Origin of the sequence: Pseudomonas sp. PAMC 25886, from assembly GCF_000242655.1 — a bacterium.
GTDB lineage: Bacteria > Pseudomonadota > Gammaproteobacteria > Pseudomonadales > Pseudomonadaceae > Aquipseudomonas.
The window spans coordinates 1-24,289 of record NZ_AHHC01000053.1; the positions used below are offsets into that span (position 1 = coordinate 1).

Here is a 24,289-nt window from a genome sequence, read left to right on the forward strand (position 1 = left end):
CCGTGGCTTCACTTGAAGCGGCCTGGACAGTGCGCAATGCCTCATCCGGTGTTGCGTCAAACCGGCCTGTACCGCCGGGCTGCAGGTAGCCTGACCCGCCATCAATTCTCATGTTTTATCTCCACCAATTTTAGATCCACGCTTGCCGCTTCATCACACCCGGTGACAGCCGTATCGCGCGCGCGACCAACAAGCCAAAGATCTGTGGTGCGCGGGCGGCGATGGTTCCGCAGTCGCGAAGTGTTCCAATGACAACATGTAAAAACCGAAAACTCAGTCAGCTTTTCGTGCCTGCGGCGCCCCCGGTTTCGCCGCCTGCCAAAGGCGTTTGATCGCGCCGACCATAGCCCCCAGCACTGAGCACAACGGGCTTGGCACAGACGCTTGGGTGGAAGGCAACTGCCCCTGGGGCAACATGCCTTTGATGAAGTCGTCAGCAGCCGGGGCCTGAAACTTGCGCTGCCCCGTGAAGTTCTTCACGCGCCGGGCTTCGGCACCCTCTTCATGTGTGTTGCCCGGCGGCAAGGCCGCTGTGCCCGCCGGCGGATTACAGGCTGGCCGGGAGCCGGGATTGCGCGATCCAAACGACGTTGAATTCATGTCTGAGCCCTGGCGGGGAGTTTAAACACAGTGGAATGATCAACGCGGGAAATCGCGCCACGAAGGGTTCGTGGCGTGATCGGGTTAAAACGGGTTTAGCGCGACAACCAGCGCAGGGCGTCCTTGACGATCTTGCCGTCGTTATCCCGGCTGCCGATATTGTCCATTTGCTTCAACAGGCTGGAGCGTTGGGTAACTTCCCGGGCCAACTGGATGAGCGAGTCCTGCCTTGGGTTCCCGGTCAAAGGTGATGCGGCCATGCGTTGCAGGTCTTTGATACTGATGGAGCTGCTCCAGAAACCGCCCTTCAGGGCATTGAAGTCCTTCAACATCTGCTCGGCGATCTGTTTGTCGCTCTGGTACTTCAACGGGTTGTCGGAGTTGAGCACGGCGTCGAGGTCTTGCCGGGTGATTCGACCATCCAGATTGCCGGTCCCGCCACGTCGATCAAAAGCCTGCATCACCTCGGGACGGCGCAGCAGTTCCCGGGCCAAAAGGATGTTCTGGTCACTGGCCTCGTTACCGGTCAACCGTTTGCCCGCCACACTCTCCAGGCTTTCCCGAGTGACGTAGGACTTGCCCGGCGCCCTGAACGCGTTGAAGTTGTCCTTGAGCAACTCCCCCAGTTGATCGTTGCTGCGCCTCGAATAGTGGGGGTCCGGGCTACCGAAGCCAGGCTCGGGCTTGCCGGGGGTCGGACGGCAACACGCGGGATCTGGCCGGTGTGGATTGAAAGGGTCAGGACGGCCATAACCGGGGCCGGGACGGAAGGGGTTGAACATCGACGTCAGGCTATTCAGAAGCCCCTGCAACTGTCCAATCAGCCCACCCAGGAAGCTGTTGGGATTTGACGCAGGGAATGAACCGGGGGCAAAGCCACGGGGATCCACAGTGCTCTGCGCCTGCGGGCCGGCGAACATCGGGCCGGCTTTATTATCCGGGGTGCCGAAACTGACGGCGACCGACTCTTGGCCGGAAGGTGAGCGTGTCAGCGTTAACGTGACGGTATCGGCCTTGGACTGCTCGGGTGTATTGGAGGAGGTGGAAGGGGATTGATTGAGTGAGGGTACCGACATAAGCATCTCCGGTTCGGCGTATTGACACGATTCACTCTCGGATCAAAGGCACCTCGACGATGCAAGGTATCCCATGGAAAGTGGGCACCTCCTTGTGTGGCAGACCTGTCGGATTCAGTTCCTGCGGACGCAGAAAATCGTTCGCAAAAGAGTAGGAAGAAAGGCTGTGGCGAGGAAGCGTGTCCCCTCGCCACAAAGAACTACCGATACCAGGGATCAGAACCCTACGCTGGCCTGCACAAAGAATGTGCGCGGTTCGCCCAGGTAAATCCCCGAGTTGTTGTCGCTGGAGCGGGTGTAATGCTCCTGGTTGAAGACGTTCTTGACCCCAACGCCCAGCTTCAGGTTCGACAGCTGCGCACCGAAGTCATAACCGCTGCGCACGTTGACCGAAACATAGCCGGGAATATCCCCGTACTGGCCGTCGGCAGTCGGCTGGGTGATATAGGTGGTACCGGTGCCCGGCGCACGCTGGCCGGACTGCGCGTAGACGTCCAGGTTGTGGGTCCAGTGGTTGACGTCGTAGCGCAGCCCAACGGTGGCCACTTCACGGGAGTACAGCGGCAAGTCGCGGCCCTTGAAGGCAACGTCCCCTTCGGAGGTAGCCTTGGTGTAAGTAAAGCCGGCGTTGGCGGTCAGGCCGTCGAGGCGCGGGTCCAGGTTCGACAGGTCGTAGTGGGCCGAGGCTTCGATACCTTCGTGCTTGGTGGCGCCGAGGTTGGTCCAGCCCACATCGTTGCTGACGTATTGCAGCTCGTCCGAGAAGTCGATGTAGAACAACGTCACTTCGCCGCCCCAGACGTTGTCGTTGTAGCGGGTACCGATTTCGTAGGTCTTGGCTTTTTCCGGGTTCAGGCCGTTTGCCGTCTGGTTGCCGTTACCACCCTGGCCCAGCTGGAAATACTGCAGGCTGCCGAAGGACGTTTCGTAGTTGGCGAACAGTTTCCAGGCATCGGAGACGTGGTACATCACGCTCAGGGCCGGCAGCGGTTCGTTGTTGTGGATCTCGCGGCGCTTCTCCTGAACCATCGCGCCGTTCAGGCCCACCACCGGGCGGTCGTGCCATTCGGTGCGGATCTGCTCAAAGCGAATGCCCGGGGTGACGGTCCATTTGCCGATATCAATCTTGTTATCGATATAGAACGAGTTGGCCTCGGTGCCACCGGTACGGTCCTGGTAAACGTGGCCGTCACTCTGGCCCACGGGCGTCGGCACGTTGTTGACCAGCGCCAGGCTGGTGGCCTGCTCGTGCATGCCTTCCTTGAGGTAACGATACCCGACGCTGACTTCCTGGGTGCTCGGCCCCACGTCAAACACATGGGACACCCGCGGCTCGATGCCGAAGGTGTAGTAGGTGCGCGGGTAGGAACCCAGGGTCTTCAGGTCGCGGTTGGCGATGTTGCTGCCGCGGAAACTGTCGGAGTAGTAGGTCAGCACTTCAGCCTGGGTGCGGTCGTCGATCTGCCGGATGTACTTGAACGACATATCCTTGCGCCGGCCATTGAAGTTGTCCCAGTCACGCACCGATTGATATGGGTTGGCGTCGTACTGCTTCTGGGTCAGGCCACCGGGCATGTCAGCGCTGGCGTCGTAGTAGTGGAAGTTCAGCGAGAAATCGTCTTGATCGGTCGGCGCCCAGTGGGTCTTGAAGATCACGTCGTCGATGTCGTTGGAGTTGTTGCGGTCGCGGTAGCCGTCACCCTTGGTCCCGGAATACAGCAACGCAGCACCGATACCGTTGTCGGCGGTGCCGCCGATGAAGGCGTTTTCAATGTGTTTCCAGCCGCCGTGCGCGGCGGTTTCCAGCGTGGTGCCGACTTCACCGGAAAACTTTTCCGGGATGGCACGGGTCACGAAGTTGATCACGCCGCCGACGTTCTGTGGCCCATAGCGCACGGAACCCGCGCCGCGAACCACGTCGATGCTGTCGAGGTTGCCCGAGGAAATCGGTGCCATCGACAACTGCGGCTGACCGTACGGGGCAAATGCCGCCGGTACGCCATCGATCAAAACAGTGGAGCGCGGAGACAGGCGCGACGTCAGCCCGCGTACGCCGACGTTAAGGGAAATATCACTGCCGCCGGTGCCGTTGGCTTCCTGCACCTGCACACCGGGGATACGCCGCAGCACGTCACCGACGTTCATCGCGCCCTGCTCCACCATGGCCTCACGGCGCACGACGGTACGCGCGCCGGGGTGGTTCTGCACCACTTCGGCATTCGCGTCGCCCAGCCAGTCGCCGACCACCTTGATGTCGGTGGCGCCCAGCTCCAGCGGCGAACCCGCCTCACCGGTGCCCTTGGCGAGCGGGCGCAAGGTCACGGAGCCGGCATCGATCTGGTAATCCAGGCCGCTGCCTTGCAGCAATTGGCGCAAGGCTTGCTCCGGCGACAGGTTGCCGTCCACGGCCGGGGCTTGTTTGCCGGCCACCATGTCGGGGCTGAAAAACACTTGCAGGGACGTTTGCTGGCCCAACTGGCTCAAGGCCGAGCCCAGGGACTGGGCCTGGATATGAATCGCGTCGTCAGCATAGGCCGCCGGCAGTACGGCGCTGACCGCCAGGGCGAGGGCAAGGGGTGCCCAGCGGGATGATTTATTGTTTTTCACGGCGAGTTTTTTCACGTCGAACGGAGTCCTGTGATCGCAAGAGAGTGCGGCTGTTAATGCAAACCAGTTGCAGTTGCACAAGAAGACGAAGAACTCGGAAAAAACCTGAATCTATCGTGAAATTATTTCCTGGCTACCGTCAGGCAAGGTGCGCAGGGCCACCGGAAGAATGTGCGGCAAGGCCTTGAGCAAGGCGTCGGTGTCGGTGGATTTGAACACGCTGGTCAACCGCAGGTTGCTCACCGCAGGCGCACTGACCCGCAACGGTTGCTCGCGGTAACGCGAGACTTCCCGGGCCACTTCACCGAGGGTGGCGTTGTTGAACACCAGTTTGCCAGTGCGCCAGGCCGTCAGCTCTTCGGGGTTGACCGCGTAGGCAGTCGCCACCTGACCCTGGGCATCCACATGGGTGCCCCGACCGGCCGTGAGCATCACGATTTCATCGGGTGAGCGCCCTTGCACCTTGACCGTGCCGGCCTCGACCACCACGCGGGTCTGGTCGTCATCGCGGCGCACGTCGAAACGCGTACCCGTGACCGTCACCTGCCCTGCCCCGGCCGCCACCACAAAGGGCCGGCTGGTGTCGTGCTCGACGCTGAACATCGCCTCGCCCTGCTTGAGTTCGATGCCGCGCTGGCCTTTTACATAGTGCACCGCCACCACGCTGCGGCTGTTCAAATCCATCAGCGAGCCGTCGGGCAACGCCACCTGCCTGCGCTCCCCCAATGCGGTGCGGAACTCGGCGTTGTACGTCGCCGGATGATCCAGGCCACTGAACAACCCAAGGCCCAGTGCCACCGCCAGCACACTGGCCGCCACCGCATAACGCAGCACGGGCCGGCGCTTTGCACGCGGTTCCGGGGCATCGCACAACGCCTGCAAGCGCGCCTTGGGCAACAGGTCGGTGGCGCTCCACAAGCCTTGCAGCACATCAAATTCATACTGGTGTTCGGCATGCTCCGCACGCCAGGCATCAAAACGCTCGCGTTCTTCGACGCTCAGTTGGCTGTCCTGCACACGCACAAACCACTGCGCCGCCTCGTCGCGGGCCGTCGCACTGCCGCAGGCACACTTACGGGTATCCATCATGGAAGATCCTGTTTCAAAGCGGGCATTGGTCATGGTGCCATCGCATCCAGGCGGTCACGTAGATGCCGCAGGGTGCGGATCATATACTTTTCCACCATGTTTTTAGACAGGCCCAGGCGTTCGGCGATTTCCTGCTGGGTCAGGCCCTCGATTTTCTGCCAGATGAAAATCTTGCGGCAATTGAGCGGCAGCTCGGCCAGCGCCCGCTCGATGGAGTCCGCCAGCTGGATTGCGTGCATGAAATGCTCCGGGTCGCCACTGTGGGGCGAACGCTGATCAAAGGCTTCCAGGGCCATCGCCTCCCGACGGTCCTCGCGGCGATAAGCGTCAACGGCGATATTGCGCGCCGTTTGATGCAGATAGGCGCGAGGTTGCTCAACCTCGGTCGACCTGGACTCAAGCACCCGCACAAAGGTGTCGTGGGCCAGGTCTTCGGCCTGCTGACGGTTTCTCAGGCGGCGCGTCCAGGTCCCGATCAACTCTTCGTAGTGCTCGAAAAAGCCTGGTCTGCGGGGCGGCTGAGGAATCATCAAGGGAGCACTGGGGAGGCGGGACGTGAATAGTAATGCTTCCTATTAAGTGGAGCAATGCTACCCGTCAGCTATCAATCACCCGCTGCAAATGAATCGCCAACTCCGTGGCAAACCGGCGTTCCGGCGTTTCCACATCAATCCCGAACAACTCCTGAATCCGCGCCAGCCGGTAGCGCAGCGTCGTCACATGCACCCCCATCGCGTCCGCGCAGGCCTGGCTGCGGCAGCTTTCCCGCAGGTACGCGGTCAGGGTTTCCAGGTACGGCGTCTGGTGCTTGCGGTCATGGGCGAGCATCGCGCCGACGCTGTCGTTGACGAAGGTGCGAATATCCTCGCCGCCCACGGCCGCGACGAAGATCGGGATCGGCCCGAAATCCTGATCGGAGATCGGCCCGCTGCGGCCGAACGAACGGGCAATCTCGATCAAGCGCCGGCAGCGCTCCCACGCAGCCGGATAATCCGCCAACACCCGGCACACGCCGCTGGCCAGCAGTATCGGCTCGGCACCCAGGTAGTGCGCCAGGTCATCCGCAATCTGGCGTTTGATTTTGCTCAAGCGCTCGCCTTCCGCCGGCACCAGGCACACCAGCCCGTTGTCGACGATGATCACCGTGGCCTGCATCCCCGCCCGTTGCAGGATGCGGGCGACGTTGTGGTGCAGGTTCTTCGCCTCCCGGGCCTTGGCGCCGTAGTCGATGATGATCATCTGCTGTGGCGTGCTGAAGCTGATGCCCAGGCGTTGGGCGCGTTGCTGGATGTCATCGGCATCGCGCCAGCGGCCTTCGAGCACTTCGAACAGCAACTCGGTCTGGGTGCGGGTTTCAAACCGAAAGCGGATAAAGCTGCGCATCATCTGCACGCTCAAGGCGAACTTGGCGCTTTCCAGCATCAGCAAATCCAGCTCGTTGACCGGCACCGCCACCGGGAACAGCACCAGCGCGCCCACCAGTTCGTGGTCGACCATCAACGGTTCGATCTGCGCCCGCAACGTAAACTGGCGCTGGCCATCGTCAAGGAACAGGTTGACCGTGTTGCGCAGGGCGCTGCGCAAGCTTTCCTGGGCCGCCTTGGTGATCTGCACGCTGAGCACCCCGGCGACCGCGGCCTGCCAGGCGTTATCGTCGAACAAGGCGGTATCCGGCGAGCGCCCCGCCACCACCTGGTTGGCGGTGAAGTCCACGGCGATCACCGGGTTGGGCAACTGGTCGCCCACCATCAGCGACAACGACGTCACCGAGCCGCCGCCCAACACGTGTTCCAGCATCGTGGTGTGCACATGCAACGCCTGCTGCAGGCGCTCGGCGGCGCGACGCTCGGCTTCCAGCTGGCGCTGGCGTTCCACGGCAATGGCGCCCAGGTGGATGATCATGCCAAGGAACACCCGGTCTTCTTCCGACACGTCCATCAGCGTGCGGGAAATCACGCTGAGCACCATGGGCCGACCGTCGAAGTCGGTGCAGTTCATCGGCATCACCATCACCGTGCGGTAATCGCGCTCCAGGGATTCACGGCGGTAGCCGGGGTACTCGCATTCGCGCACGTCGCGGATGAATACCGCCTCGTTGCGTTGCAGGGCAGTCATCACCGGGCTGGACGACAGCTCCCAGCAATCCACCAGCGGGCGTTGCACCAGGGTCGGGTCGTGGCGGGCGATGACGTGGCCGAAGCCGGCGTCCATGTCGATGGCCATGATCGAGCTCATGGTCCAGTGGGTGTGGCGGCAACTGGCGTACACCAACTGGTGCAGCATCGACTGCAGATCACCGCCGGAGTTGATCTGACTGGCCACATCGCGCAACGACAGTATCTGCATTTCTCGATTCAAGGCACTCACCCGAACAAGGAGGTCACGGCAGCCACGTTGCCTGCCAGGCCCGCCCGATACTTGCGCCGGTTCAGAGCAATGTCCAGCGGATTTGCACTCGTAAACCATGGAAGACGCTGTTGGCCGATGCTCCTAGCCTAAGGCCACAACCAACAGCCACAAGGGCGACGAGTCATCATGAATCTGGAAAATCTGGGCGTCAGGAAGTACTGCACCTTTATCGAAGAAACCTTTATCGAAGGCGGCAAGGACGCCGGCAAACCCATCACCCTGATCGTGGTCGCCGCCGTGTTGAAAAACCCTTGGGCCGGCCAGGGCTTCGTCGAAAACCTGCGCCCCGAGATCCTGCGCCTGGCTCCAGGGCTGGGCTACGAGATGACCCGCCGCCTGATCGCCCTGATGCCCGGCGGCAAGGTCGAAGCCTTCGGCAAGGCAGCCGCTGTGGGGGTCAACGGTGAAATCGAACATGCCTCGGGCCTGATCCACACCCTGCGCTTCGGCAACCTGTTCCGCGAAGCCGTGGAAGGCACCGCCTACCTGAGCTTCACCAACACCCGCAACGCCCCCGGCGCCCTGCTCTCGCTGCCGATGGTGCACAAGAGCGAAACCGGCAAGCGCTCGCACTTTCTCACCGCCAACTTCCAGGTCGCCGATGCGCCGGGCCCCGACGAAGTGCTGATCGCCATCGGCGCCAGTGATGGCTCCCGTGCCCACCCACGGATTGCCGACCGCTACCAGGACATGGCGGAGATGGAAGCGGAACAGCCGAAGGACTGACGTTTGACTGAAAAACGACGCTCAATTGTGGCGAGGGCGCTTGCTCCCGCTGGGTCGCGGAGCGGCCCCATGAGTCGCGCCATGGTCCGCCTGAAAGAACCCGGCTGCCTTTGTGGGGCTGCTTCGCAGCCCAGCGGGAGCAAGCTCCCTCGCCACAGGGTTGATGTATTTGCCATAGAAATGCCGGAGCACTGCGAACCGAAGCAAAACTTTCACCTTCGTTACCATTTTTCGACGCAAGCCCACGGTTTCCCTTCCTCGTAGGCTTGCTTCACACCACAAGAACAAAGGAGTACCCCGATGCCGAGCACCGTGATCAGCGCCAACGTTGCAGCCGTCGATCCGGGCGCCTTGCGCCAGGCCTTCGGCACCTTCGTCACCGGCGTCACCGTCATCACCACCCATGACGCCGACGGCAACCCTCGTGGCATGACCGCCAATTCGTTCACTTCGGTGTCCCTCGACCCGCCGCTGCTGCTGGTGTGCGTGGGCAAGTCCGCCGCCAGCTATGCCGCGTTTGCCGGCACCGAACAGTTTGCCGTGAACCTGCTGCATGAAGGCCAGGTCGACGTCTCCGGCACCTTTGCCTCCAAGTCGCCGGACAAGTTCCACACCGTCAACCACGACACGGTGCACACCGGCGCACCGATCCTCACCGACAGCCTGACCTGGTTCGACTGCAGCGTGCACCAGCGCATCGAAGCCGGCGACCACCTGGTGCTGATCGGCCAGGTGCGCGCCTTCGGCACCAGCCCCAAGCTGCCGCTGTGTTTCTGCCGGGGCCGCTACGCCAACATCCAGGACCCGCTGCCCGCCAGCTGGCTGGACTCCCACAAGATGATCATCGGCTACCTGATCGAAGCCGGCGGCGGGATCCTGTTCCGCGCCGATGGCCAAGGCGGCTGGACGCTGCCGGTAGCCGGCAAGCGCAAGGGTTTTATCGACGCCGGTAACAGCTCGCTGCCGGTGGAGCAGGAATCGACCTTCCTGTACTCGGCCTTCGATGTCGACGACACCGACCCCGGCTACCTGATCTACCGCGCGCAGCTTGGCCCGTTCGACGCCGAGCTGCCCGACACCCTGCGTTTCTTCCCGCTGGACGACTTGCCCATCGAACAGATGCCGGTCAATGAACTGCGCTCGGTGGTCCGCCGTTATGCCCGCGAGCGCCAGAACCAGCAGTTCGGCATCTACACCGGCTCCGCCGCCAGCGGCCGCATCGCGATGCTCGAAAACGCGCCCCTTTGACACGCACCTACAGGACTCTTGCATGAAAACCACGGTCAGCACCCTTGAGGGCAACCGCCTCAACCTGTTTATCGACGGCCGCTTCGTTGCGCCTGCCAGCGAAACCTACGTCGACAGTTTCGACCCCACCACCGGCCAGCCCTGGTACCAGTTTGCCCAGGCCGATGCCGGTGATGTCGCCCGCGCGGTCGCCTCGGCCCACAAGACCTTCAACGACCCGCACTGGCGGAACATGACGCCTACCGCACGAGGCAAATTGTTGTACCGCCTGGCCCAACTGGTGGCCGAGCACGCCGAAGAACTGGCCCTGCTGGAAACCCGCGACAACGGCAAGCTGCTGCGGGAAATGCGCGCCCAGATGAGCGCCCTGCCCGATGCCTACATCTACTTCGCCGGCATGGCCGACAAGCTGCAAGGCGAGGTGATTCCGGTCAACAAGCTCAACCAGCTCAACTACAGCAGCCGCGAGCCGTTGGGCGTGGTCGGCATGATTACCCCGTGGAACTCGCCGCTGATGCTGCTCACCGGCACCCTCGCGCCATGCCTGGCCATCGGCAACACCGTGGTGATCAAACCGTCGGAACACGCCAGTGCCTCCACCCTGGCCCTGGCCGAACTGATCATCGAAGCCGGCTTCCCGGCAGGTGTGGTCAACGTGGTCACCGGCAACGGCGCCGTCACCGGCGATGCATTGACCCGCCACCCGGACATCGCCAAATACGTGTTCACCGGCAGCACCGAGACCGGTCGGCGCGTCGCCGGCAACGCCGCCAACAACCTGGTGCCCTGCCAGATGGAATTGGGCGGCAAATCCCCTCACGTGGTGTTTGCCGATGTCGATATCGACACCGCCGTGAACGGCGTGGTCTCCGGGATTTTCGCCGCCGCCGGGCAAAGCTGCGTGGCCGGTTCGCGCTGTTTTGTCGAGGCGCCGATCTACGACAGATTCGTCGAAGCCTTGGTCGCCCGCACTCAACAGATCACCGTCGGCCACCCGATGGAGGAACACACCGACATCGGCCCGCTGGCCCTGCAAGCCCAACTGCAAAAGCTCGAAGGCTACATCGCCAGCGGTGCCGAACAGGGCGCGCAGATCGCCGTCGGCGGCAAGCGCCCCAACGCCGCGAACCTGTCCGAAGGCTGGTACTTCGAACCGACGGTGATGGCCAACGCCAGCAACGACATGCCGTTCATGCGCGACGAATTGTTCGGCCCGGTAGTGGGCGTGATGCCCTTCACCACCGAAGCGCAAATGCTCAGCCTGGCCAACGACACCCACTACGGCCTGGCCTCCGGCATCTGGACGCAGAACATCGACCGCGCAATGCGTTTTGCCAACCGCATCGACGCCGGCACGGTGTGGATCAACACCTACCGCAGCTCGGCCTACATGTCCGCCAATGGCGGTTTCAAACACAGCGGTTATGGCCGTCGCGGCGGCTTTGACGTGATGCGCGAGTTTTCCCGGGCCAAGAACGTGGTCATCGATTATTCCGGCGAAATGCAGGACCCCTTCGTCATTCGCCTGCGCTGATTATTCAAGGAGCACCTTATGAAATTCGCCGTATCCCTGAGCATGGAACGCTTCTCGCCGGACGTGCCGATGCAGACCGTCATGGCCAACCTGCTGGAGCTGGCAAAGATCGCCGATGCCGGCGGCTTTGAAACCCTGTGGACCTCCGAGCACCACACCCTGGAATGCACCATCGCGCCCAACCCGTTCCAGACCCTGACCTGGCTCGGCCAGCACACCGAGCGCATCCGCCTGGGCACCGCGACCCTCGCCGCGGCCTACTGGCATCCGATCCGCCTGGCGGGCGAAGCCGCGCTGTGTGATCACCTGACCCAAGGCCGGCTGGAGTTCGGGATTGCCCGGGGCTCCTACCAGTACGAATTCGACCGCATGACCCCCGGCCTGCAACAGCAGGAAGGCGTGGGCTACATGAAGGAACTGGTACCGGCGGTGCAAAAGCTCTGGACCGGTGACTACGCCCACGACGGCCACTACTGGAAATTCCCGCAGACCGCCGCCGTGCCCAAGCCCTTGCAAAAAGGCCACCCACCGATCTGGGTTGCCGCACGGGACCCGGGCACGTTTGATTGGGCGGTGAGCATCGGCGCGAACATCCTGTCCACCCCGCTCTCGCTGCCGGCAGCCGAAATCGCGGTGCTCGGCGAGAAGTTCAACAAGGCGGTGGCCGACAACCCCCACGTGCCGCGCCCGCGCTTCATGATGCAGCGCCGCACCTGCGTGTACGCCAATGCCAACGACTGGGAACTGCCGGTCAAGCACAGCATGGACTTTGGCCGCGCCTTCGAAAACCTGATGCAGAACATCGGCACCGTGCACAACGGTTTCCCCGAGCCGGTGCCGTTTGAAAGCGTGCGCGGCAAAGACAACTACAACCCGGAAAACCTGCGGCGCAACCTGATGTTCGGCACCCCCGAGGAGATCATCGAAAAACTGCTCGATTACGAAGCCGCCGGCGTCGACCAGTATTGCCTGGGCCTGACCTTCAACCTGCCGTTCGAACTGCAGAAGCAGACCCTGCGCCTGTTCATCGATGAAGTGATGCCGTTCTTCGCCGAGCGCGAACGCGCCAAACAACACGACAAGGTCAGGGCGTGATGGGCCAGGCACAACATTTCAGCGTGGCCAACGTCACGCTCAACTACCGCCTGGACGGGCATGGGCCGCGCCCGCTGGTGTGCATCCATGGTGTGGGCTCCAGCCTTGAGGCGTGGGCCGAGACAGTGGCCGGCTTGCAAGAGCAATTCACCGTGCTGACCTTCGACCTGCGCGGCCACGGCCAGTCGTCGCGTACACCCGGGCGTTACGAGATTGATCACTTGGTGGGTGAGGCGCTGGCCCTGGCGGATCACGTGGGTTTCAAGCAGTTCGACCTGGCCGGGTTCTCGTTGGGCGGGTTGATCGCCCAGCGCATGGCTCTGACGCACCCGGCGCGGGTGCGCCGGTTGGTGCTGCTGTCGACCGTGGCCGGGCGTAACGCCGAGGAGCGCGAGCGGGTGCAGGCGCGGCTCGCCGCCTTGCAGGCCGGGGAGCCCGTGGCCCACTACGAGGCGTCGTTGTCGCGCTGGCTGACCGAGGACTTTCAGGCACGCCATCCCGAGGCCGTCACCCGCCTGCGCCAACTGAATGCCGAGAATGACCCCGGCTGTTATGCCGCGGCGTATCGCATCCTCGCCGAGTCGGATTTCGGCGAGCAACTGTCACGGATCCACTGCCCCACCCTGATTGCCACCGGTGCCGACGATGCCGGCTCCAACCCGCGCATGGCCGCGTTCATGCATGCGCGCATCGAGGGCTCGCAATTGCAGATTCTGCCGGGGCTGCGCCATTGCATCCTGATCGAGGCGCCGCAACGGGTGGCCACCCTGATACGCGATTTTCTAACCGATTCGGAGACCCACCATGGATAAATTATTGCAGGCCCAAGGCGAAAGCGTTCGCCGCCAGGTCCTCGGCGATCGCTACGTCGACCAGGCCCTGGACCGCGCCGACGACTTTTCCCGGCCCTTCCAGGCGGTGCTCAACGAGTACTGCTGGGGCATGGTCTGGACCGACGACAGCCTGGACCTCAAGCAACGCAGCCTGCTCAACCTCGGCATGCTCGCGGCACTGGGGCGCATGGACGAATTCGGCACGCATTTTTGCGGCGCCATTCGCAACGGCCTGACGGACGACGAACTGCGTGCCGCCCTGGTGCAGATCGCGGTGTACTGCGGTGTGCCAGCGGGTGTCGAGGCGTTTCGCGTGGCCCGTAAAGCCCGGGAAAGCATGGTTCCATCGGATACCACGACCGGTTGACGCCCAACCCTTGCACTCGCCACACCGCTCATGCTGTAAGTGCCCAGGCACCCCAACAAGAAATTTTTGCGACTGCACCTTGCGTCGTCATAGCTCGAAGATTTTTAACTGCCAGTAGCCCAAAAATTTCTATTGATGAAGTTTTCCGCAGATAGCAAAACAACAATTGGAGGCAATTGGTGAGCGAACGACTAAAGATTGAGAACCTCTACAAGGTCTTCTCCTCCACGCCCGACAGAGCCATGCAGCTCTTGACCGCCGGGGCCAGCAAAGACCGGATCCTGGCCGAGACCGCCACAGTGGTCGGCCTCAACAACGTATCGCTGTCGATTCCAAGCGGTGCGATCTACATGATCATGGGCCTCTCGGGCTCGGGCAAATCCACCCTGGCGCGTTGCATCAACCGCCTCAACGAACCGACCGCGGGCAAGATCCTGCTGGACGGCGAAGACCTGGTGACCCTCGACGAACACCAGCTGCGGGAAGTGCGCCGCACGCGCATCTCCATGGTGTTCCAGCACTTTGCCCTGCTGCCGAATAAAACCGTGATCGAGAACACCGAGTTCGGCCTCAAGCTGCGGGGTGTCTCGGCGGCCGAGCGGCGCAAACGCGCCCTGGAAGTGCTGGCCATCGTGGGCCTGGCCAAGTGGGCCGATCACCCTCCCCACGAACTGTCCGGCGGCATGCGCCAGCGCGTCGGCCTGGCCCGTGCACTGGCCACCGACGCCGACGTGCTGATCATGGACGAAGCCTTCAGCGCCCTCGACCCGCTGATCCGCACCGAGATGCAAGACGAGTTGCTGCGCCTGCAACGCACCCTGAAAAAAACCATCCTGTTCATCACCCACGACTTCCAGGAAGCCCTGAAGCTGGGCACGCGCATCGCGATCATGGCCGACGGCCAAGTGGTGCGCGAGGGCACGCCCCAGGAAATCGTGATGGACCCGGGCAGCGATTACGTCGCGGCGTTCACCCGGGAGGTGGACCGTTCGCGGTTGTTCGACGCGCGCTCGATCATGGAGCAGGCACACACGCTGCTGGTACAGGGCGACACCCGGGTGGTGGGCAATGACAGCGCGGCAGCCTTTGTGCTCAACACCAGTGGCAAGGCCGTCGGCGTGCTGGACTCGGCGGCGCTGCTGGCGGTGGGCGGCGGTGCCGATGCGCTGCAACGGCTGTCGAGCCAGTTTGTGTGCGTGCCGGCCAGCGCCAAACTGGTGGAAGTCGCACGCCTGCTCAAACCGGGTTTGCCGGTGGCGGTGGTGGACGGCGACGGGCTGTTCGTCGGCACCCTCAACAGCGCGCACATTCTTGATTGCATAGCCAGCGTCCCGGCCCCGCGCCCGGCCGCTGCGGAGGTTGCACAGCATGCTTAGTTCAGAAGACCTCGCGGTTTTACCCGTAGACCAATGGATCAGCCAGGGCGTGGAGTGGCTGGGGATTCATCTGCGCCCGATGTTCCAGGCGATCCGCTGGCCGGTGGAGCATTTGTTGGGGCTGAGTGACACGGTGATCCATGCGATCCCGTTCCCGATCATGGTGCTGCTGATGTTCCTGATCGCCTATCGCGCCGCGAGCCTGGGGGTGGCGATGTTCAGCGCCGTGGCCCTGGTGGTGATCGCAGCGCTGGGGGTGTGGGACGAGGCCATGACCACCTTGTCGCTGATCACCACGGCCATTGTGATCTGCATGGTGGTGGGCATTCCGGTGGGCATCTGGTGCGCCCGCAGCGAGCGGGTGTGGGGCGTGATGCGGCCGATCCTCGACATCATGCAAACCACGCCGACCTTCGTGTACCTGGTGCCGGTGGTGATGCTGTTTGGCGTCGGCACGGTGTCGGGTGAAGTGGCGGTGGTGATCTCCGCCTGCCCGCCGCTGATTCGCTTTACCTACCTGGGTATCCGCATGGTCGACACCGAACTGGTGGAAGCCGGCCACGCCTTTGGTGCGGACAAGCGCCAATTGCTGTGGGAGATCCAACTGCCCCTGGCGATCCCGACCATCCTCGGCGGCCTCAACCAGACCGTGCTCACGGCCATGGTGATGTCGGTGGTGGTGGCAATGATCGGCGCCGAAGGCCTGGGCCTGGTAGTGCTGCAAGGCCTGGGGCGGATGGACGTGGGCCGCGCGGCCGTGGGCGGGATTGCCATCGTGCTGCTGGCGATGATGCTCGACCGAATCACCCAGAACCTGGCGCAACCGACCGTGCGCAAGCGCAAGTCGCTGTTCAAGCGCCTGCTTAATCCCAACCCGGTAAACGCTTAAAACTACAAGAAATCATGAATGCCCGTTGTTGACTGCCAACCCTGACCATAACGAGAAAAAAAAGAGGAAATCATGATGCATCCATTCAAAGCCTTGCTTGGATTTGCAGCAGTGTTGTACCTGGCAAGTACGCAGGTGTGGGCCGAGGATTTGCCAGGCACCGGCAAGACCATCCGCTTCGTGCAATCGGAAAGCACCGGCGGCAACTACGTACTGACCAAAATCGCGATCGAGGCCACCAAGCGCCTGGGTTACGCGAGCAAGTTGAGCACCGTGAACACCACGCTGTTCTTCCCCGCCGCCGCCCAGGGTGACCTGGATTTGTCGATGGACGTGACCTTGCCGATGCTGCAACCCAGCTTTGACAAGGTGAAGGACCGCACCGAGGTGGTGGGCGCAGGCTTCATTACCGGCGCGGGCTACAACGGCTACATGATCGACAAGAAAACCGCCGACGCGTATGGCATTACCAGCCTGGAACAAATGAAAGACCCGAAAATCGCCGGGCTGTTTGGCAAGGACGGCAAGGCCAACCTGATCAGCTGTGACCCGGGTTGGGGCTGTGGCGACGTGGTGGATTACCAGCTCGACAAGTTCGGCCTCAAGGACACGGTGAACCCGGTGCGCGGCAAGTACGAAGCGCTGATGTTCGAAAACGTCGCTCGCCTGAAGCGTGGCGAGCCGGTGTTTTTCTATGCGTGGGCGCCGTCGTGGATGACCAACACCATGGTGCCGGGCAAGGACGTGGTGTGGCTGCCGACGCCGTTTGATGCTTTGCCGGGGAATGTGCCGAGCACCACGTCGGCACTCACGCCCGGGGTTGCCGGGTGTGCCGGCGGGGCTGATCCGTGCCGCATGGCCATGGCGGCGTGGAACTGGTACGCGATCGGCAACAAGCAATTCATCGCGGCGAACCCGGCGATCAAGAAGCTGGTGGAGCAGATGACGTTCTCCCAGGCCACCTGGAGTTACTGGGAAAAAACCATCAGCGCCGACGGCTCCAGCGAACGCAATATTCGCAAGCTGGCGGAGGACTGGATGAAGGACAACCAGGCGACGTTTGACGGCTGGGTAGCCACCGCAAAAACCGCGAAGTAACACCGATTCAATGTGGGAGCTGGCTTGCCTGCGATAGCGATGTTGAATTCACCGTCGCCATCGCAGGCGAGCCAGCTCCCACAGTTGATTTTCTCCCGCCGCAAAAAAAACTGTTTTGGCGGGAGCAATCAGAAAAAACCCACTGCCCCACCCCCACCAAACCACCAATCCCGACTGCGCCCCTGCCCTAGCATTACTCCCACTCAGACGAACCGGAGTGAACCCCATGACCTACAACCACCCGCTGCTGTTCAAGGCCCTGTGCTACGTCGACGGCCATTGGGTCCACAGCGCCAGTGCCAGCACCGTGGCCGTGCATAACCCGGCGAACCAACAGTTGATCGGCCATGTGCCGATGCTGGAAAAACCCCAGATCGTCGCCGCCATCGACGCCGCCCACCGCGCGTTTGCCGCGTGGCGCGAACAGAGCCTTGATACCCGCGCCACACTCCTGCGGCGCTGGGCAGCACTGATCCTTGAACACCAGGAAGACCTCGCCCGCATCCTCAGCCAGGAGCAAGGCAAACCGCTTGCCGAAGCCCGCGGCGAAATCGCCTATGCCGCAAGCTTCATCCCGTGGTTCGCCGAAGAAGCCCGGCGCCTTTACGGCCAGAACATTCCCAGCCACATCCCCGGCGCGCACCTGGGCACAGTCAAGGAGCCCGTGGGCGTCTGCGCCCTGCTCACGCCGTGGAATTTCCCCTCGGCCATGATCACCCGCAAGGCCGCCGCCGCCCTCGCCGCCGGTTGCACGGTGGTGGTCAAGCCGGCCCATGAAACCCCGTACTCGGCCCTGGCTCTGGCGCAACTGGCCGAGGAAGCCGGCTTCCCGCCGGGGGTGTTCAACGTGGTGCTGGGCGAACCGCAGATGGCCATGCAAACCCTGGTGCAGGACAGCCGCGTGCGTTCGGTGAGCTTCACCGGCTCGACCCGGGTCGGCAAGCTCGTGCTGCAAGCAGCGGCCCGGGACGTGAAAAAAGTCGCGCTGGAACTGGGCGGCAATGCGCCCTTCATTGTGTGCGCCGACGCCGACCTTGGGCAGGCGGTGAAGGTCGCGGTCGAAGCCAAGTTCCAGACTTCCGGCCAGGACTGCTGCGCCGCCAACCGGATCATGGTCGATCGCTCGATCTACCCCGAATTCCTCAGCCGTTTTGCTGCCGCCGTGCGTGAGTTGCGGGTCGGCCCGGCCGTGATCGACGGCCAAGAGCAACGCGTCGACATCGGCCCCCTGATGCACCAGGCCGCCTTCGACGTCACCGCCGAGCGCGTGGCCGACGCCCTGGAGCTGGGCGCACAACGCCTGGCAGGCGGCGAAGCCCACGCCTTGGGCGGGCTGTTTTACCAGCCCACGGTGCTCGCCGACGTGACCCCGCAGATGCGCATCTACCGCGAAGAAAACTTCGCGCCGATTGCCGGGGTAATGCCATTCGATTCGATTGAACACGCCATCGAAATGGCCAACGACACCGAATACGGCCTGGCCGCCTACATTTGTTCCAACCGCCTGGACCTGATCTACCCGCTGATCCGCCGCCTCGACCACGCCATGATCGCGGTCAACGGGGTGAAATTCACCGGTCACCCGATTCCCTTTGGCGGCATGAAAGCCTCGGGCCTGGGCCGCGAAGGCGGCGCCGAGGGCTTCGAAGCCTTTGTCGAAACCAAATACTTTTGCCTGCACCACCAAGGCCAATTCCAAGGAGAGCAACCATGAGCCAAGCACTCGAAAGCCTGTTCGAACAAGACCGTGCGCACTTCATGCACCCGTCCACCCACGCCCATGATCACGCCAGCGGCGCACTCAAGGGCCGCATCATCCGGAGCGCCTCGGGCATCCGCATTCGCGACCACGAGGGCCGCGAATTCATCGATGCATTCGCCGGCCTGTACTGCGTGAACATCGGCTATGGCCGCACCGAAGTCGCCGACGCCATCTACAAGCAAGCCAAGGAACTGGCCTACTACCACACCTACGTCGGCCACTCGACCGAGGCGATCATCGAGCTGTCGAGCCGCATCATGGACTGGGCGCCCGAGGGCATGAAAAAGGTCTACTACGGCCTGTCCGGCTCCGACGCCAACGAAACCCAGATCAAGCTGGTGCGTTACTACAACAACGTGCTGGGCCGCCCGCAGAAGAAGAAAATCATCTCCCGTGATCGCGGTTATCACGGCTCGGGCATCATGACCGGCAGTCTCACGGGTCTCGCGGCGTTCCACCAGCATTTCGACCTGCCGGAACAAGGCATCCAGCACACCGTTTGCCCCCATTGGTACCGCAAGGCGCCGGCGGGCATGGACGAGGCGGCGTTCGTGCGTTACTGCGCCGATGAGCTGGAAAAAATGATCCTCGCCGAAGGCCCGGATACCGTTGCCGCCTTCATTGGCGAACCGGTGATGGGCACCGGCGGCATCGTGGTGCCGCCCGCCGGTTACTGGGCAGCGATTCAGGTGGTGTTGAACAAATACGACGTGCTGTTGATCGCCGACGAAGTGGTCTGCGCCTTCGGCCGCCTGGGCTCGAAAATGGGCAGCCAGCGCTACGGCATGCGCCCGGACCTGATTACCACCGCCAAGGGCCTGACCAGCGCCTATGCGCCGCTGTCGGCGGTGATCATCGGTGAGAAGGTGTGGGACGTGATTGAAAAGGCCTCCACTCATGAAGGCGCCATGGGCCACGGCTGGACCTACTCCGGGCACCCGATCTGCGCGGCGGCGGCATTGGCCAACCTGGATATCCTGGAGCGGGAAAACCTCACCGCCAATGCGGATGAAGTCGGCAGCTACCTGAACCGTCGCCTGCGCGAAACCCTCGAAGGCCACCCGCTGGTGGGCGAAGTGCGCGGTGACGGCATGCTCGCCGCCGTGGAGTTCATGGCCGACCGGGAGCAGCGCACGCCGTTCGATGCGGCCTTGAAAGTGGGCCCCAGGGTATCGGCCGCCTGCCTGGAACGCGGCATGATCGCCCGGGCCATGCCCCATGGCGACATCCTCGGCTTTGCACCCCCGCTGATCCTGACCAGGGCCGAGGCCGACCTGATCGTCGACATCACCCAGGGCGCGATCGACCAGGTGGCCGGCGAAGTGTTGGGCTGATGAGGTAGCCTGTGGGAGCTGTCGAGCTTTAGCGAGGCTGCGATAGCGGTGGGTCAGGCAACATCAATGTTTGCCGTCCCGACGCCATCGCAGCCTCGCTAAAGCTCGACAGCTCCCACCCTTTAGTGGCCTGATATTTACCCGCCCGCTTCAGAGTCTGTTCGCAATGCACAAGCTTGACCGCTACGACCTGAAAATCCTGCGCATCCTCTCCGAGGACGGGCGCATCACCAAGTCGAGCCTGGCCGAGGCCATCAACCTCTCGGTAACGCCCGCCTGGGAGCGCGTGCGCAAGCTGGAAAGCGCCGGCCTGGTCAAAGGCTATCGCGCCGTGATCGACTGGAACCAAGTGTTCAAGAGCCAGCAACTGCTGGTGGAAATCACCCTCGCCCGGCACACCGCCCAGGACATGCGCCGCTTCGAACAACGCATGAGCGACGCCCCCGAAGTGGAGTTCTGCTACGCCACCGGCGGCGGCGTAGACTACATCGCGATGATCCGCGCTGCCGACATCGACCAGTACCAACGCTTTATCGACCAGCTACTGATGGAAGACCTGGCCATCGAGCGCTACTTCACCTACATCGTCACCAAAACCATCAAGACCACCGGCGCATTGCCGGCCCAGACGCTGGACGACTCGGCCTTCTCCTGACCCTTGTGCAACCCCCGCAATCCCGGCAGGATTGCGCCCGTGACTTTCACGGACGAGCACCTTATGACCCTGCCTTTTTTCGCCCCTGTTCTCCTCACCACCGAGCGCCTGGGCCTGCGCCCTCCCCATCAGGATGATTGGCGCGCGCTGTTCGCGATCTGGTCCGACCCCGAGGCCATGCGCTACTTCTCCTTCCCCACCATGACCCGTACCGAGCAGGCCGTCGAACGCTTCGGCCAACTGATGGAAGCGTCGGTTGCCGGTGAAGACCTGGTGTGCATGGTGGAGTTGCTGGCCACCGGCGAGGTGATCGGCAGCTGCGACCTGTTCAATGTCGACGAGCAATGCCGCCGCGCCGAAATCGGCTTCACCCTGAACCGCCAGCACTGGGGCCAGGGCTACATGAGCGAAGCCGCCCACGCCGTGATCGAGCACGGGTTCAATACTGCCGGGCTGCGTCGCCTGGAAGCCGATATCGACCCGCGCAACCTGGGCTCGGCAAAACTGCTTGAGCGCCTGGGGTTTGTTCGCGAAGGCCTGTTGCGCGAGCGCTGGGTGGTGGGCGATGAGGTCTCGGACAGCGCATTGTATGGCCTGCTCAAGCGTGACCGCCCTGCCTGACCCACAACGGGCGCCCCTTTTTCAGGCCCACAAACAAGGCCAGCAGAATCAGGCCCATGGCCTGCCACTGCGAAACCCCGGGGCGCTCGCCCAGAATCAGCATCGAGCTGACGATGCCGAACACCGGGATCAGCAGTGACAGGGGCGCCACCCGGGACACCGGGTACTCGCGCAACAGCAGGTTCCAGCCCCAGTAACAGAAGTGCGTCGCGCCATACACCTGGAACGCCAGCGAGAACAACGCCACACCGTTCAACTGGGCCGGCAACGCGATAAAGGCTTGCGGGCCGTCCAGCCACCCCGTCAACAGCACCAGCGGCAGCGGTGCAAACAGGCTGGCCCAGACCACGAAGGCAAAGATCTCCCGCACGCCGGAAACCTTGATGATGATATTGCCGATGCTCCAGGCCAGCGCGCTGAACAGCACCAGGGCAAACCCCAGCATCGTGGCCGCCCCCTGTACGCCCACCAGCATGCCCACCAAGCCCATGGCCGCCAGCAGCACGCTGATCAATTGCGGCAGGGAAAGGCTTTCGCGGAACAGCAGCACACCCCAGCCCATCGTGAAAAATGCGCTGAACTGAATCAGCAGCGATGCACTGCCGGGCGGCACGCCCATGGCGATCCCGAGGTTGATCAGGGCCCACATCGCCACCCCGAATATCAAGCCGTAGGCGGCCAGCCACTTCAGCGCAACCTGGGGTCGTTTCACCAGGAACACCCAGGGCAACGCCGCCAGGGTGAAACGCAGGGCCGTCAGCAACAGCGGGTTGATCTCCGCCAGGCCCAGCTTGGTGATGGGGAAGTTGAGTCCCCACACAGCCGTCACCAGGACGGCCAGTAACAGGTGTTTGTGCTTCATGGTGACGGGGTCCGTTTGCTCGGTGGCACGGCGAGGGGCCATGCGTTCGGGCAATTTTTTCGCAAACTGTCATGGCCCGCCTGCGATTGTGGGTCAACAAAGGCTAGAATCAGGCCATGCCCGATATTCATCCCTACGAAAACACCCCCCGCGACGTGGTCGTGACCGCAATCGACTATGCCGACGGCGAGCTGTTCCCCGCCCACGCCCACCTGCGCGGGCAGTTTGCCTATGCCAGCCGGGGTGTCATCACCGTCTACACCGCCACCGGCAACTGGGTCGTGCCACCGCACCGGGCCATCTGGGTACCGCCCCATGTGTCACACGCCATGCTGATGCGCGGGCCAGTGACGATGCTCAATACCTATATTCGCCCGCAGGCGGCGCGGCGGCTGGCACTGCCCCAGGCGTGTCAGGTGCTGGACGTATCACCGTTGCTTGGGCAGTTGCTGGAGAAGGCCGTTGAGGTGCCTGCGCGTTATGCGGCGGGGGGGCGCGACAGTTACCTGATGGGTTTGCTGCTGCACGAAATCGCGCAGATGCCGGTGCTGCCACTCTGCGCACCGCTGCCCGCCGAACCGCGATTGGCAAAGGCTTGTGAGACGTTTCTGGCCGAGCCCTCACTGGAAGTCAGCATTGATGCCATGGCCCTCGACGCCGGCATGAGCCGCCGGACCTTTACCCGGCAGTTCCGCCAGGCCACGGGCATCAGCTACCTGCAATGGCGCCAGCAAGCCTGCCTGCTGGCGGCGATCGTGCGTCTGGGTAACGGCGAACCGGTGACGAGGGTGGCGCTGGACTTGGGGTATAGCAGCCCGAGTGCCTTTGCGACGGTGTTCAAGCGTGTATTGGGCGAGGTGCCCAGTCGGTATTTCAGCGGGCAGGCGCAGGTAGGTACCCAGGCGTTCCGGTGTTGATCATTCGCCCAAAGTAAGCTCCCACACTATGTGTGGAAGCTATTAACCTGCGCACTGCCTATGCAAGTGCTCAGGCAGCTTTCCGCAAGGACGACGCGTATTTTTCGATCAGGTAATCAAGGTTGATCATGTCGAACCTTCCATCTTCTGTACCGGCTTTATGGTTGGTAGCGGTCTTTACACCGATATCCAACTCCCGAAGCAGCTGTGGTCGTGCAAGGAGTTCCTTGGCAAGCGCCCTCACCTCAGGCGTATAGGTTTTAGGGGATTCCTTTATGCCCGCCGCCCACTCCAGCTCACCAACGTTGAGATAGTCTTTATCCCCCCCCTCCCAGATGTCTGAAAAGTGCTCTTTTATACCTTTGAGCAACTCGTCGGGCTTCATGGATTCATACTTGAACGCCGCAAGGTCATCCCTGGATATTTTCCCGTCAAACTTCCCGCTTTCATCACCATCAAGCCCACTGAAGAGACCGGGCTGGTCCAATAGCGCATTGGCCAGGCTGATCTCTGACTTGGACGCTGGAGTACCATCCGAGCGCGTTCCGGAAGCGACCGAGGCAAGGGATTTATCGGTTATGGCACCGTCAGCGTCTGCCAGTGAACTGAAGCGGGCCAGCGCGTAATCAGCAAGTTGTGCACTACTTTTATCCGCATACGGATTTGCCTGCCCCGTGCCCTTGTCAGAGTTCTCTACCCTTTGGCGCTGCAGGCCGTCGCCCTTTCCCCCAACTGGCAATTCCTTATTTTTTTCATCGGTCTTGGGCGGTTCCCACTCAGACTTCGGCACCAACTTACTGTTCAATTCAGGGCGTCGCAGAACTTCGTTGGCCAACATCGTCATATTGTCCTCGGCCACCCTGCCGGTCATTGGGCGATTGGCAATTTCACGAAGTTGTTCTTGCGTGACTTTCCCGGTATCGGGGTCCCGGAACAGGTCAATGTTGGCATTGAATACCCCGCCTATGTCTCGCTTGTTTGCATTGACATAGGGGTTGGAACCCTGTGAAGAGTTAGTGCCCTGACCGAATTGATTCGAACCAGCTGCTTGCGTCTGCGGCATGTTCACTGATGACATGAATATTTACTCTCTAATGGGTTGGGTCGTCTGCTTCCCTCCAAGACCAACGTAGATCAGCGCCCTGACAAGTCGCCTTCATACGTCAGTACATGGACCACTGTTCTGTGGTA

Annotated in this window: 22 protein-coding genes; 14 read left to right on the forward strand and 8 right to left on the reverse strand. The window is 62.5% G+C overall.

Going from position 1 to position 24,289, the window contains the following annotated elements:
- Nucleotides 1-273: 273 nt before the first annotated feature.
- From MUM_RS1000000134785 to MUM_RS0118870, 6 genes are all read right to left on the reverse strand, one after another.
- Entirely contained in the window at nucleotides 274-600 is a 327-nt protein-coding gene (locus MUM_RS1000000134785) for a hypothetical protein (protein ID WP_237151034.1), read from the reverse strand.
- Between the two features lie 95 nt (nucleotides 601-695).
- Entirely contained in the window at nucleotides 696-1,676 is a 981-nt protein-coding gene (locus MUM_RS1000000134790; protein ID WP_029615995.1) for a hypothetical protein, read from the reverse strand.
- Nucleotides 1,677-1,892: 216 nt separating this feature from the next.
- Nucleotides 1,893-4,298, reverse strand: coding sequence for a TonB-dependent siderophore receptor (locus MUM_RS0118855; protein WP_010172849.1), 2,406 nt, complete (start codon nucleotides 4,296-4,298; stop codon nucleotides 1,893-1,895).
- Between the two features lie 96 nt (nucleotides 4,299-4,394).
- Nucleotides 4,395-5,369 (reverse strand): FecR family protein, encoded by a 975-nt coding sequence (locus tag MUM_RS0118860; protein ID WP_010172850.1) that lies wholly within the window; start codon nucleotides 5,367-5,369, stop codon nucleotides 4,395-4,397.
- 32 nt (nucleotides 5,370-5,401) lie between these two features.
- A complete protein-coding gene (locus MUM_RS0118865) occupies nucleotides 5,402-5,902 on the reverse strand; it encodes a sigma-70 family RNA polymerase sigma factor (protein WP_010172852.1) in 501 nt (166 codons plus the stop codon).
- 67 nt (nucleotides 5,903-5,969) lie between these two features.
- Nucleotides 5,970-7,718, reverse strand: a complete 1,749-nt coding sequence (locus tag MUM_RS0118870; protein ID WP_010172854.1) for a helix-turn-helix domain-containing protein — start codon at nucleotides 7,716-7,718, stop codon at nucleotides 5,970-5,972.
- A 189-nt stretch (nucleotides 7,719-7,907) separates the two neighbouring features.
- Here MUM_RS0118870 and MUM_RS0118875 point away from each other — a divergent pair, with 189 nt between their 5' ends.
- The 13 genes from MUM_RS0118875 (at nucleotide 7,908) to MUM_RS0118935 (ending at nucleotide 21,319) form a co-directional block, all read left to right on the forward strand.
- The gene (locus tag MUM_RS0118875) at nucleotides 7,908-8,507 is read left to right on the forward strand and encodes an amino acid synthesis family protein (protein ID WP_010172856.1); all 600 of its coding nucleotides are present in this window, start codon (nucleotides 7,908-7,910) and stop codon (nucleotides 8,505-8,507) included.
- A 300-nt stretch (nucleotides 8,508-8,807) separates the two neighbouring features.
- Nucleotides 8,808-9,755, forward strand: a complete 948-nt coding sequence (locus MUM_RS0118880; RefSeq protein ID WP_010172857.1) for a flavin reductase family protein — start codon at nucleotides 8,808-8,810, stop codon at nucleotides 9,753-9,755.
- 22 nt (nucleotides 9,756-9,777) lie between these two features.
- Complete coding sequence (locus MUM_RS0118885; protein ID WP_010172858.1) at nucleotides 9,778-11,289, forward strand: aldehyde dehydrogenase; 1,512 nt, start codon at nucleotides 9,778-9,780, stop codon at nucleotides 11,287-11,289.
- An 18-nt stretch (nucleotides 11,290-11,307) separates the two neighbouring features.
- Nucleotides 11,308-12,384 carry an LLM class flavin-dependent oxidoreductase gene (locus tag MUM_RS0118890; protein ID WP_010172859.1) on the forward strand — a complete coding sequence of 359 codons (1,077 nt, stop codon included), beginning with the start codon at nucleotides 11,308-11,310 and terminating at the stop codon, nucleotides 12,382-12,384.
- A complete protein-coding gene (locus MUM_RS0118895) occupies nucleotides 12,384-13,196 on the forward strand; it encodes an alpha/beta fold hydrolase (RefSeq protein ID WP_010172861.1) in 813 nt (270 codons plus the stop codon). Before MUM_RS0118890 ends, MUM_RS0118895 begins: the two co-directional genes overlap by 1 nt.
- Complete coding sequence (locus tag MUM_RS0118900) at nucleotides 13,189-13,584, forward strand: carboxymuconolactone decarboxylase family protein (RefSeq protein ID WP_010172863.1); 396 nt, start codon at nucleotides 13,189-13,191, stop codon at nucleotides 13,582-13,584. The genes MUM_RS0118895 and MUM_RS0118900 overlap by 8 nt, the downstream gene beginning before the upstream one ends.
- A 179-nt stretch (nucleotides 13,585-13,763) precedes the next feature.
- On the forward strand, nucleotides 13,764-14,960 hold the full coding sequence (locus MUM_RS0118905) for a quaternary amine ABC transporter ATP-binding protein (protein WP_029615997.1): 1,197 nt from the start codon (nucleotides 13,764-13,766) through the stop codon (nucleotides 14,958-14,960).
- Complete coding sequence (locus tag MUM_RS0118910) at nucleotides 14,953-15,849, forward strand: ABC transporter permease (RefSeq protein ID WP_029615998.1); 897 nt, start codon at nucleotides 14,953-14,955, stop codon at nucleotides 15,847-15,849. Before MUM_RS0118905 ends, MUM_RS0118910 begins: the two co-directional genes overlap by 8 nt.
- A gap of 72 nt (nucleotides 15,850-15,921) precedes the next feature.
- Nucleotides 15,922-16,947, forward strand: a complete 1,026-nt coding sequence (proX, locus tag MUM_RS0118915) for a glycine betaine/L-proline ABC transporter substrate-binding protein ProX (RefSeq protein WP_010172868.1) — start codon at nucleotides 15,922-15,924, stop codon at nucleotides 16,945-16,947.
- 226 nt (nucleotides 16,948-17,173) lie between these two features.
- Complete coding sequence (locus tag MUM_RS0118920; RefSeq protein WP_010172870.1) at nucleotides 17,174-18,661, forward strand: NAD-dependent succinate-semialdehyde dehydrogenase; 1,488 nt, start codon at nucleotides 17,174-17,176, stop codon at nucleotides 18,659-18,661.
- A complete protein-coding gene (locus MUM_RS0118925; RefSeq protein WP_010172872.1) occupies nucleotides 18,658-20,043 on the forward strand; it encodes an aspartate aminotransferase family protein in 1,386 nt (461 codons plus the stop codon). Before MUM_RS0118920 ends, MUM_RS0118925 begins: the two co-directional genes overlap by 4 nt.
- A gap of 166 nt (nucleotides 20,044-20,209) precedes the next feature.
- Nucleotides 20,210-20,698, forward strand: coding sequence for an Lrp/AsnC family transcriptional regulator (locus MUM_RS0118930; RefSeq protein ID WP_010172874.1), 489 nt, complete (start codon nucleotides 20,210-20,212; stop codon nucleotides 20,696-20,698).
- A 63-nt stretch (nucleotides 20,699-20,761) separates the two neighbouring features.
- Nucleotides 20,762-21,319, forward strand: a complete 558-nt coding sequence (locus tag MUM_RS0118935) for a GNAT family N-acetyltransferase (RefSeq protein WP_010172879.1) — start codon at nucleotides 20,762-20,764, stop codon at nucleotides 21,317-21,319.
- Here MUM_RS0118935 and MUM_RS0118940 read toward each other — a convergent pair.
- Nucleotides 21,297-22,181 (reverse strand): amino acid metabolite efflux pump, encoded by an 885-nt coding sequence (locus tag MUM_RS0118940; RefSeq protein WP_010172880.1) that lies wholly within the window; start codon nucleotides 22,179-22,181, stop codon nucleotides 21,297-21,299. The genes MUM_RS0118935 and MUM_RS0118940 overlap by 23 nt on opposite strands.
- Nucleotides 22,182-22,297: 116 nt before the next feature.
- On the opposite strand from MUM_RS0118940, the gene MUM_RS0118945 reads away from it, so the two are divergent.
- Nucleotides 22,298-23,098: an AraC family transcriptional regulator gene (locus MUM_RS0118945; RefSeq protein ID WP_010172881.1), complete on the forward strand. Its 801-nt coding sequence runs from the start codon at nucleotides 22,298-22,300 to the stop codon at nucleotides 23,096-23,098.
- A gap of 70 nt (nucleotides 23,099-23,168) precedes the next feature.
- On the opposite strand, the gene MUM_RS1000000134625 is transcribed toward MUM_RS0118945, so the two are convergent.
- On the reverse strand, nucleotides 23,169-24,176 hold the full coding sequence (locus MUM_RS1000000134625) for a hypothetical protein (protein WP_010172882.1): 1,008 nt from the start codon (nucleotides 24,174-24,176) through the stop codon (nucleotides 23,169-23,171).
- Nucleotides 24,177-24,289: the final 113 nt, after the last annotated feature.

Coding starts and splice junctions, on each gene's coding strand:
- MUM_RS0118860 (WP_010172850.1), bottom strand. CDS start 5,369: ATGGATACCCGTAAGTGTGCCTGCGGCAGTGCGACGGCCCGCGACGAG.
- MUM_RS0118865 (WP_010172852.1), bottom strand. CDS start 5,902: ATGATTCCTCAGCCGCCCCGCAGACCAGGCTTTTTCGAGCACTACGAA.
- proX (WP_010172868.1), top strand. CDS start 15,922: ATGATGCATCCATTCAAAGCCTTGCTTGGATTTGCAGCAGTGTTGTAC.
- MUM_RS0118920 (WP_010172870.1), top strand. CDS start 17,174: ATGACCTACAACCACCCGCTGCTGTTCAAGGCCCTGTGCTACGTCGAC.
- MUM_RS0118935 (WP_010172879.1), top strand. CDS start 20,762: ATGACCCTGCCTTTTTTCGCCCCTGTTCTCCTCACCACCGAGCGCCTG.
- MUM_RS0118895 (WP_010172861.1), top strand. CDS start 12,384: ATGGGCCAGGCACAACATTTCAGCGTGGCCAACGTCACGCTCAACTAC.
- MUM_RS1000000134785 (WP_237151034.1), bottom strand. CDS start 600: ATGAATTCAACGTCGTTTGGATCGCGCAATCCCGGCTCCCGGCCAGCC.
- MUM_RS0118930 (WP_010172874.1), top strand. CDS start 20,210: ATGCACAAGCTTGACCGCTACGACCTGAAAATCCTGCGCATCCTCTCC.
- MUM_RS0118880 (WP_010172857.1), top strand. CDS start 8,808: ATGCCGAGCACCGTGATCAGCGCCAACGTTGCAGCCGTCGATCCGGGC.
- MUM_RS0118890 (WP_010172859.1), top strand. CDS start 11,308: ATGAAATTCGCCGTATCCCTGAGCATGGAACGCTTCTCGCCGGACGTG.
- MUM_RS0118900 (WP_010172863.1), top strand. CDS start 13,189: ATGGATAAATTATTGCAGGCCCAAGGCGAAAGCGTTCGCCGCCAGGTC.
- MUM_RS1000000134790 (WP_029615995.1), bottom strand. CDS start 1,676: ATGTCGGTACCCTCACTCAATCAATCCCCTTCCACCTCCTCCAATACA.
- MUM_RS0118875 (WP_010172856.1), top strand. CDS start 7,908: ATGAATCTGGAAAATCTGGGCGTCAGGAAGTACTGCACCTTTATCGAA.
- MUM_RS0118910 (WP_029615998.1), top strand. CDS start 14,953: ATGCTTAGTTCAGAAGACCTCGCGGTTTTACCCGTAGACCAATGGATC.
- MUM_RS0118885 (WP_010172858.1), top strand. CDS start 9,778: ATGAAAACCACGGTCAGCACCCTTGAGGGCAACCGCCTCAACCTGTTT.
- MUM_RS0118925 (WP_010172872.1), top strand. CDS start 18,658: ATGAGCCAAGCACTCGAAAGCCTGTTCGAACAAGACCGTGCGCACTTC.
- MUM_RS0118940 (WP_010172880.1), bottom strand. CDS start 22,181: ATGAAGCACAAACACCTGTTACTGGCCGTCCTGGTGACGGCTGTGTGG.
- MUM_RS1000000134625 (WP_010172882.1), bottom strand. CDS start 24,176: ATGTCATCAGTGAACATGCCGCAGACGCAAGCAGCTGGTTCGAATCAA.
- MUM_RS0118945 (WP_010172881.1), top strand. CDS start 22,298: ATGCCCGATATTCATCCCTACGAAAACACCCCCCGCGACGTGGTCGTG.
- MUM_RS0118870 (WP_010172854.1), bottom strand. CDS start 7,718: ATGCAGATACTGTCGTTGCGCGATGTGGCCAGTCAGATCAACTCCGGC.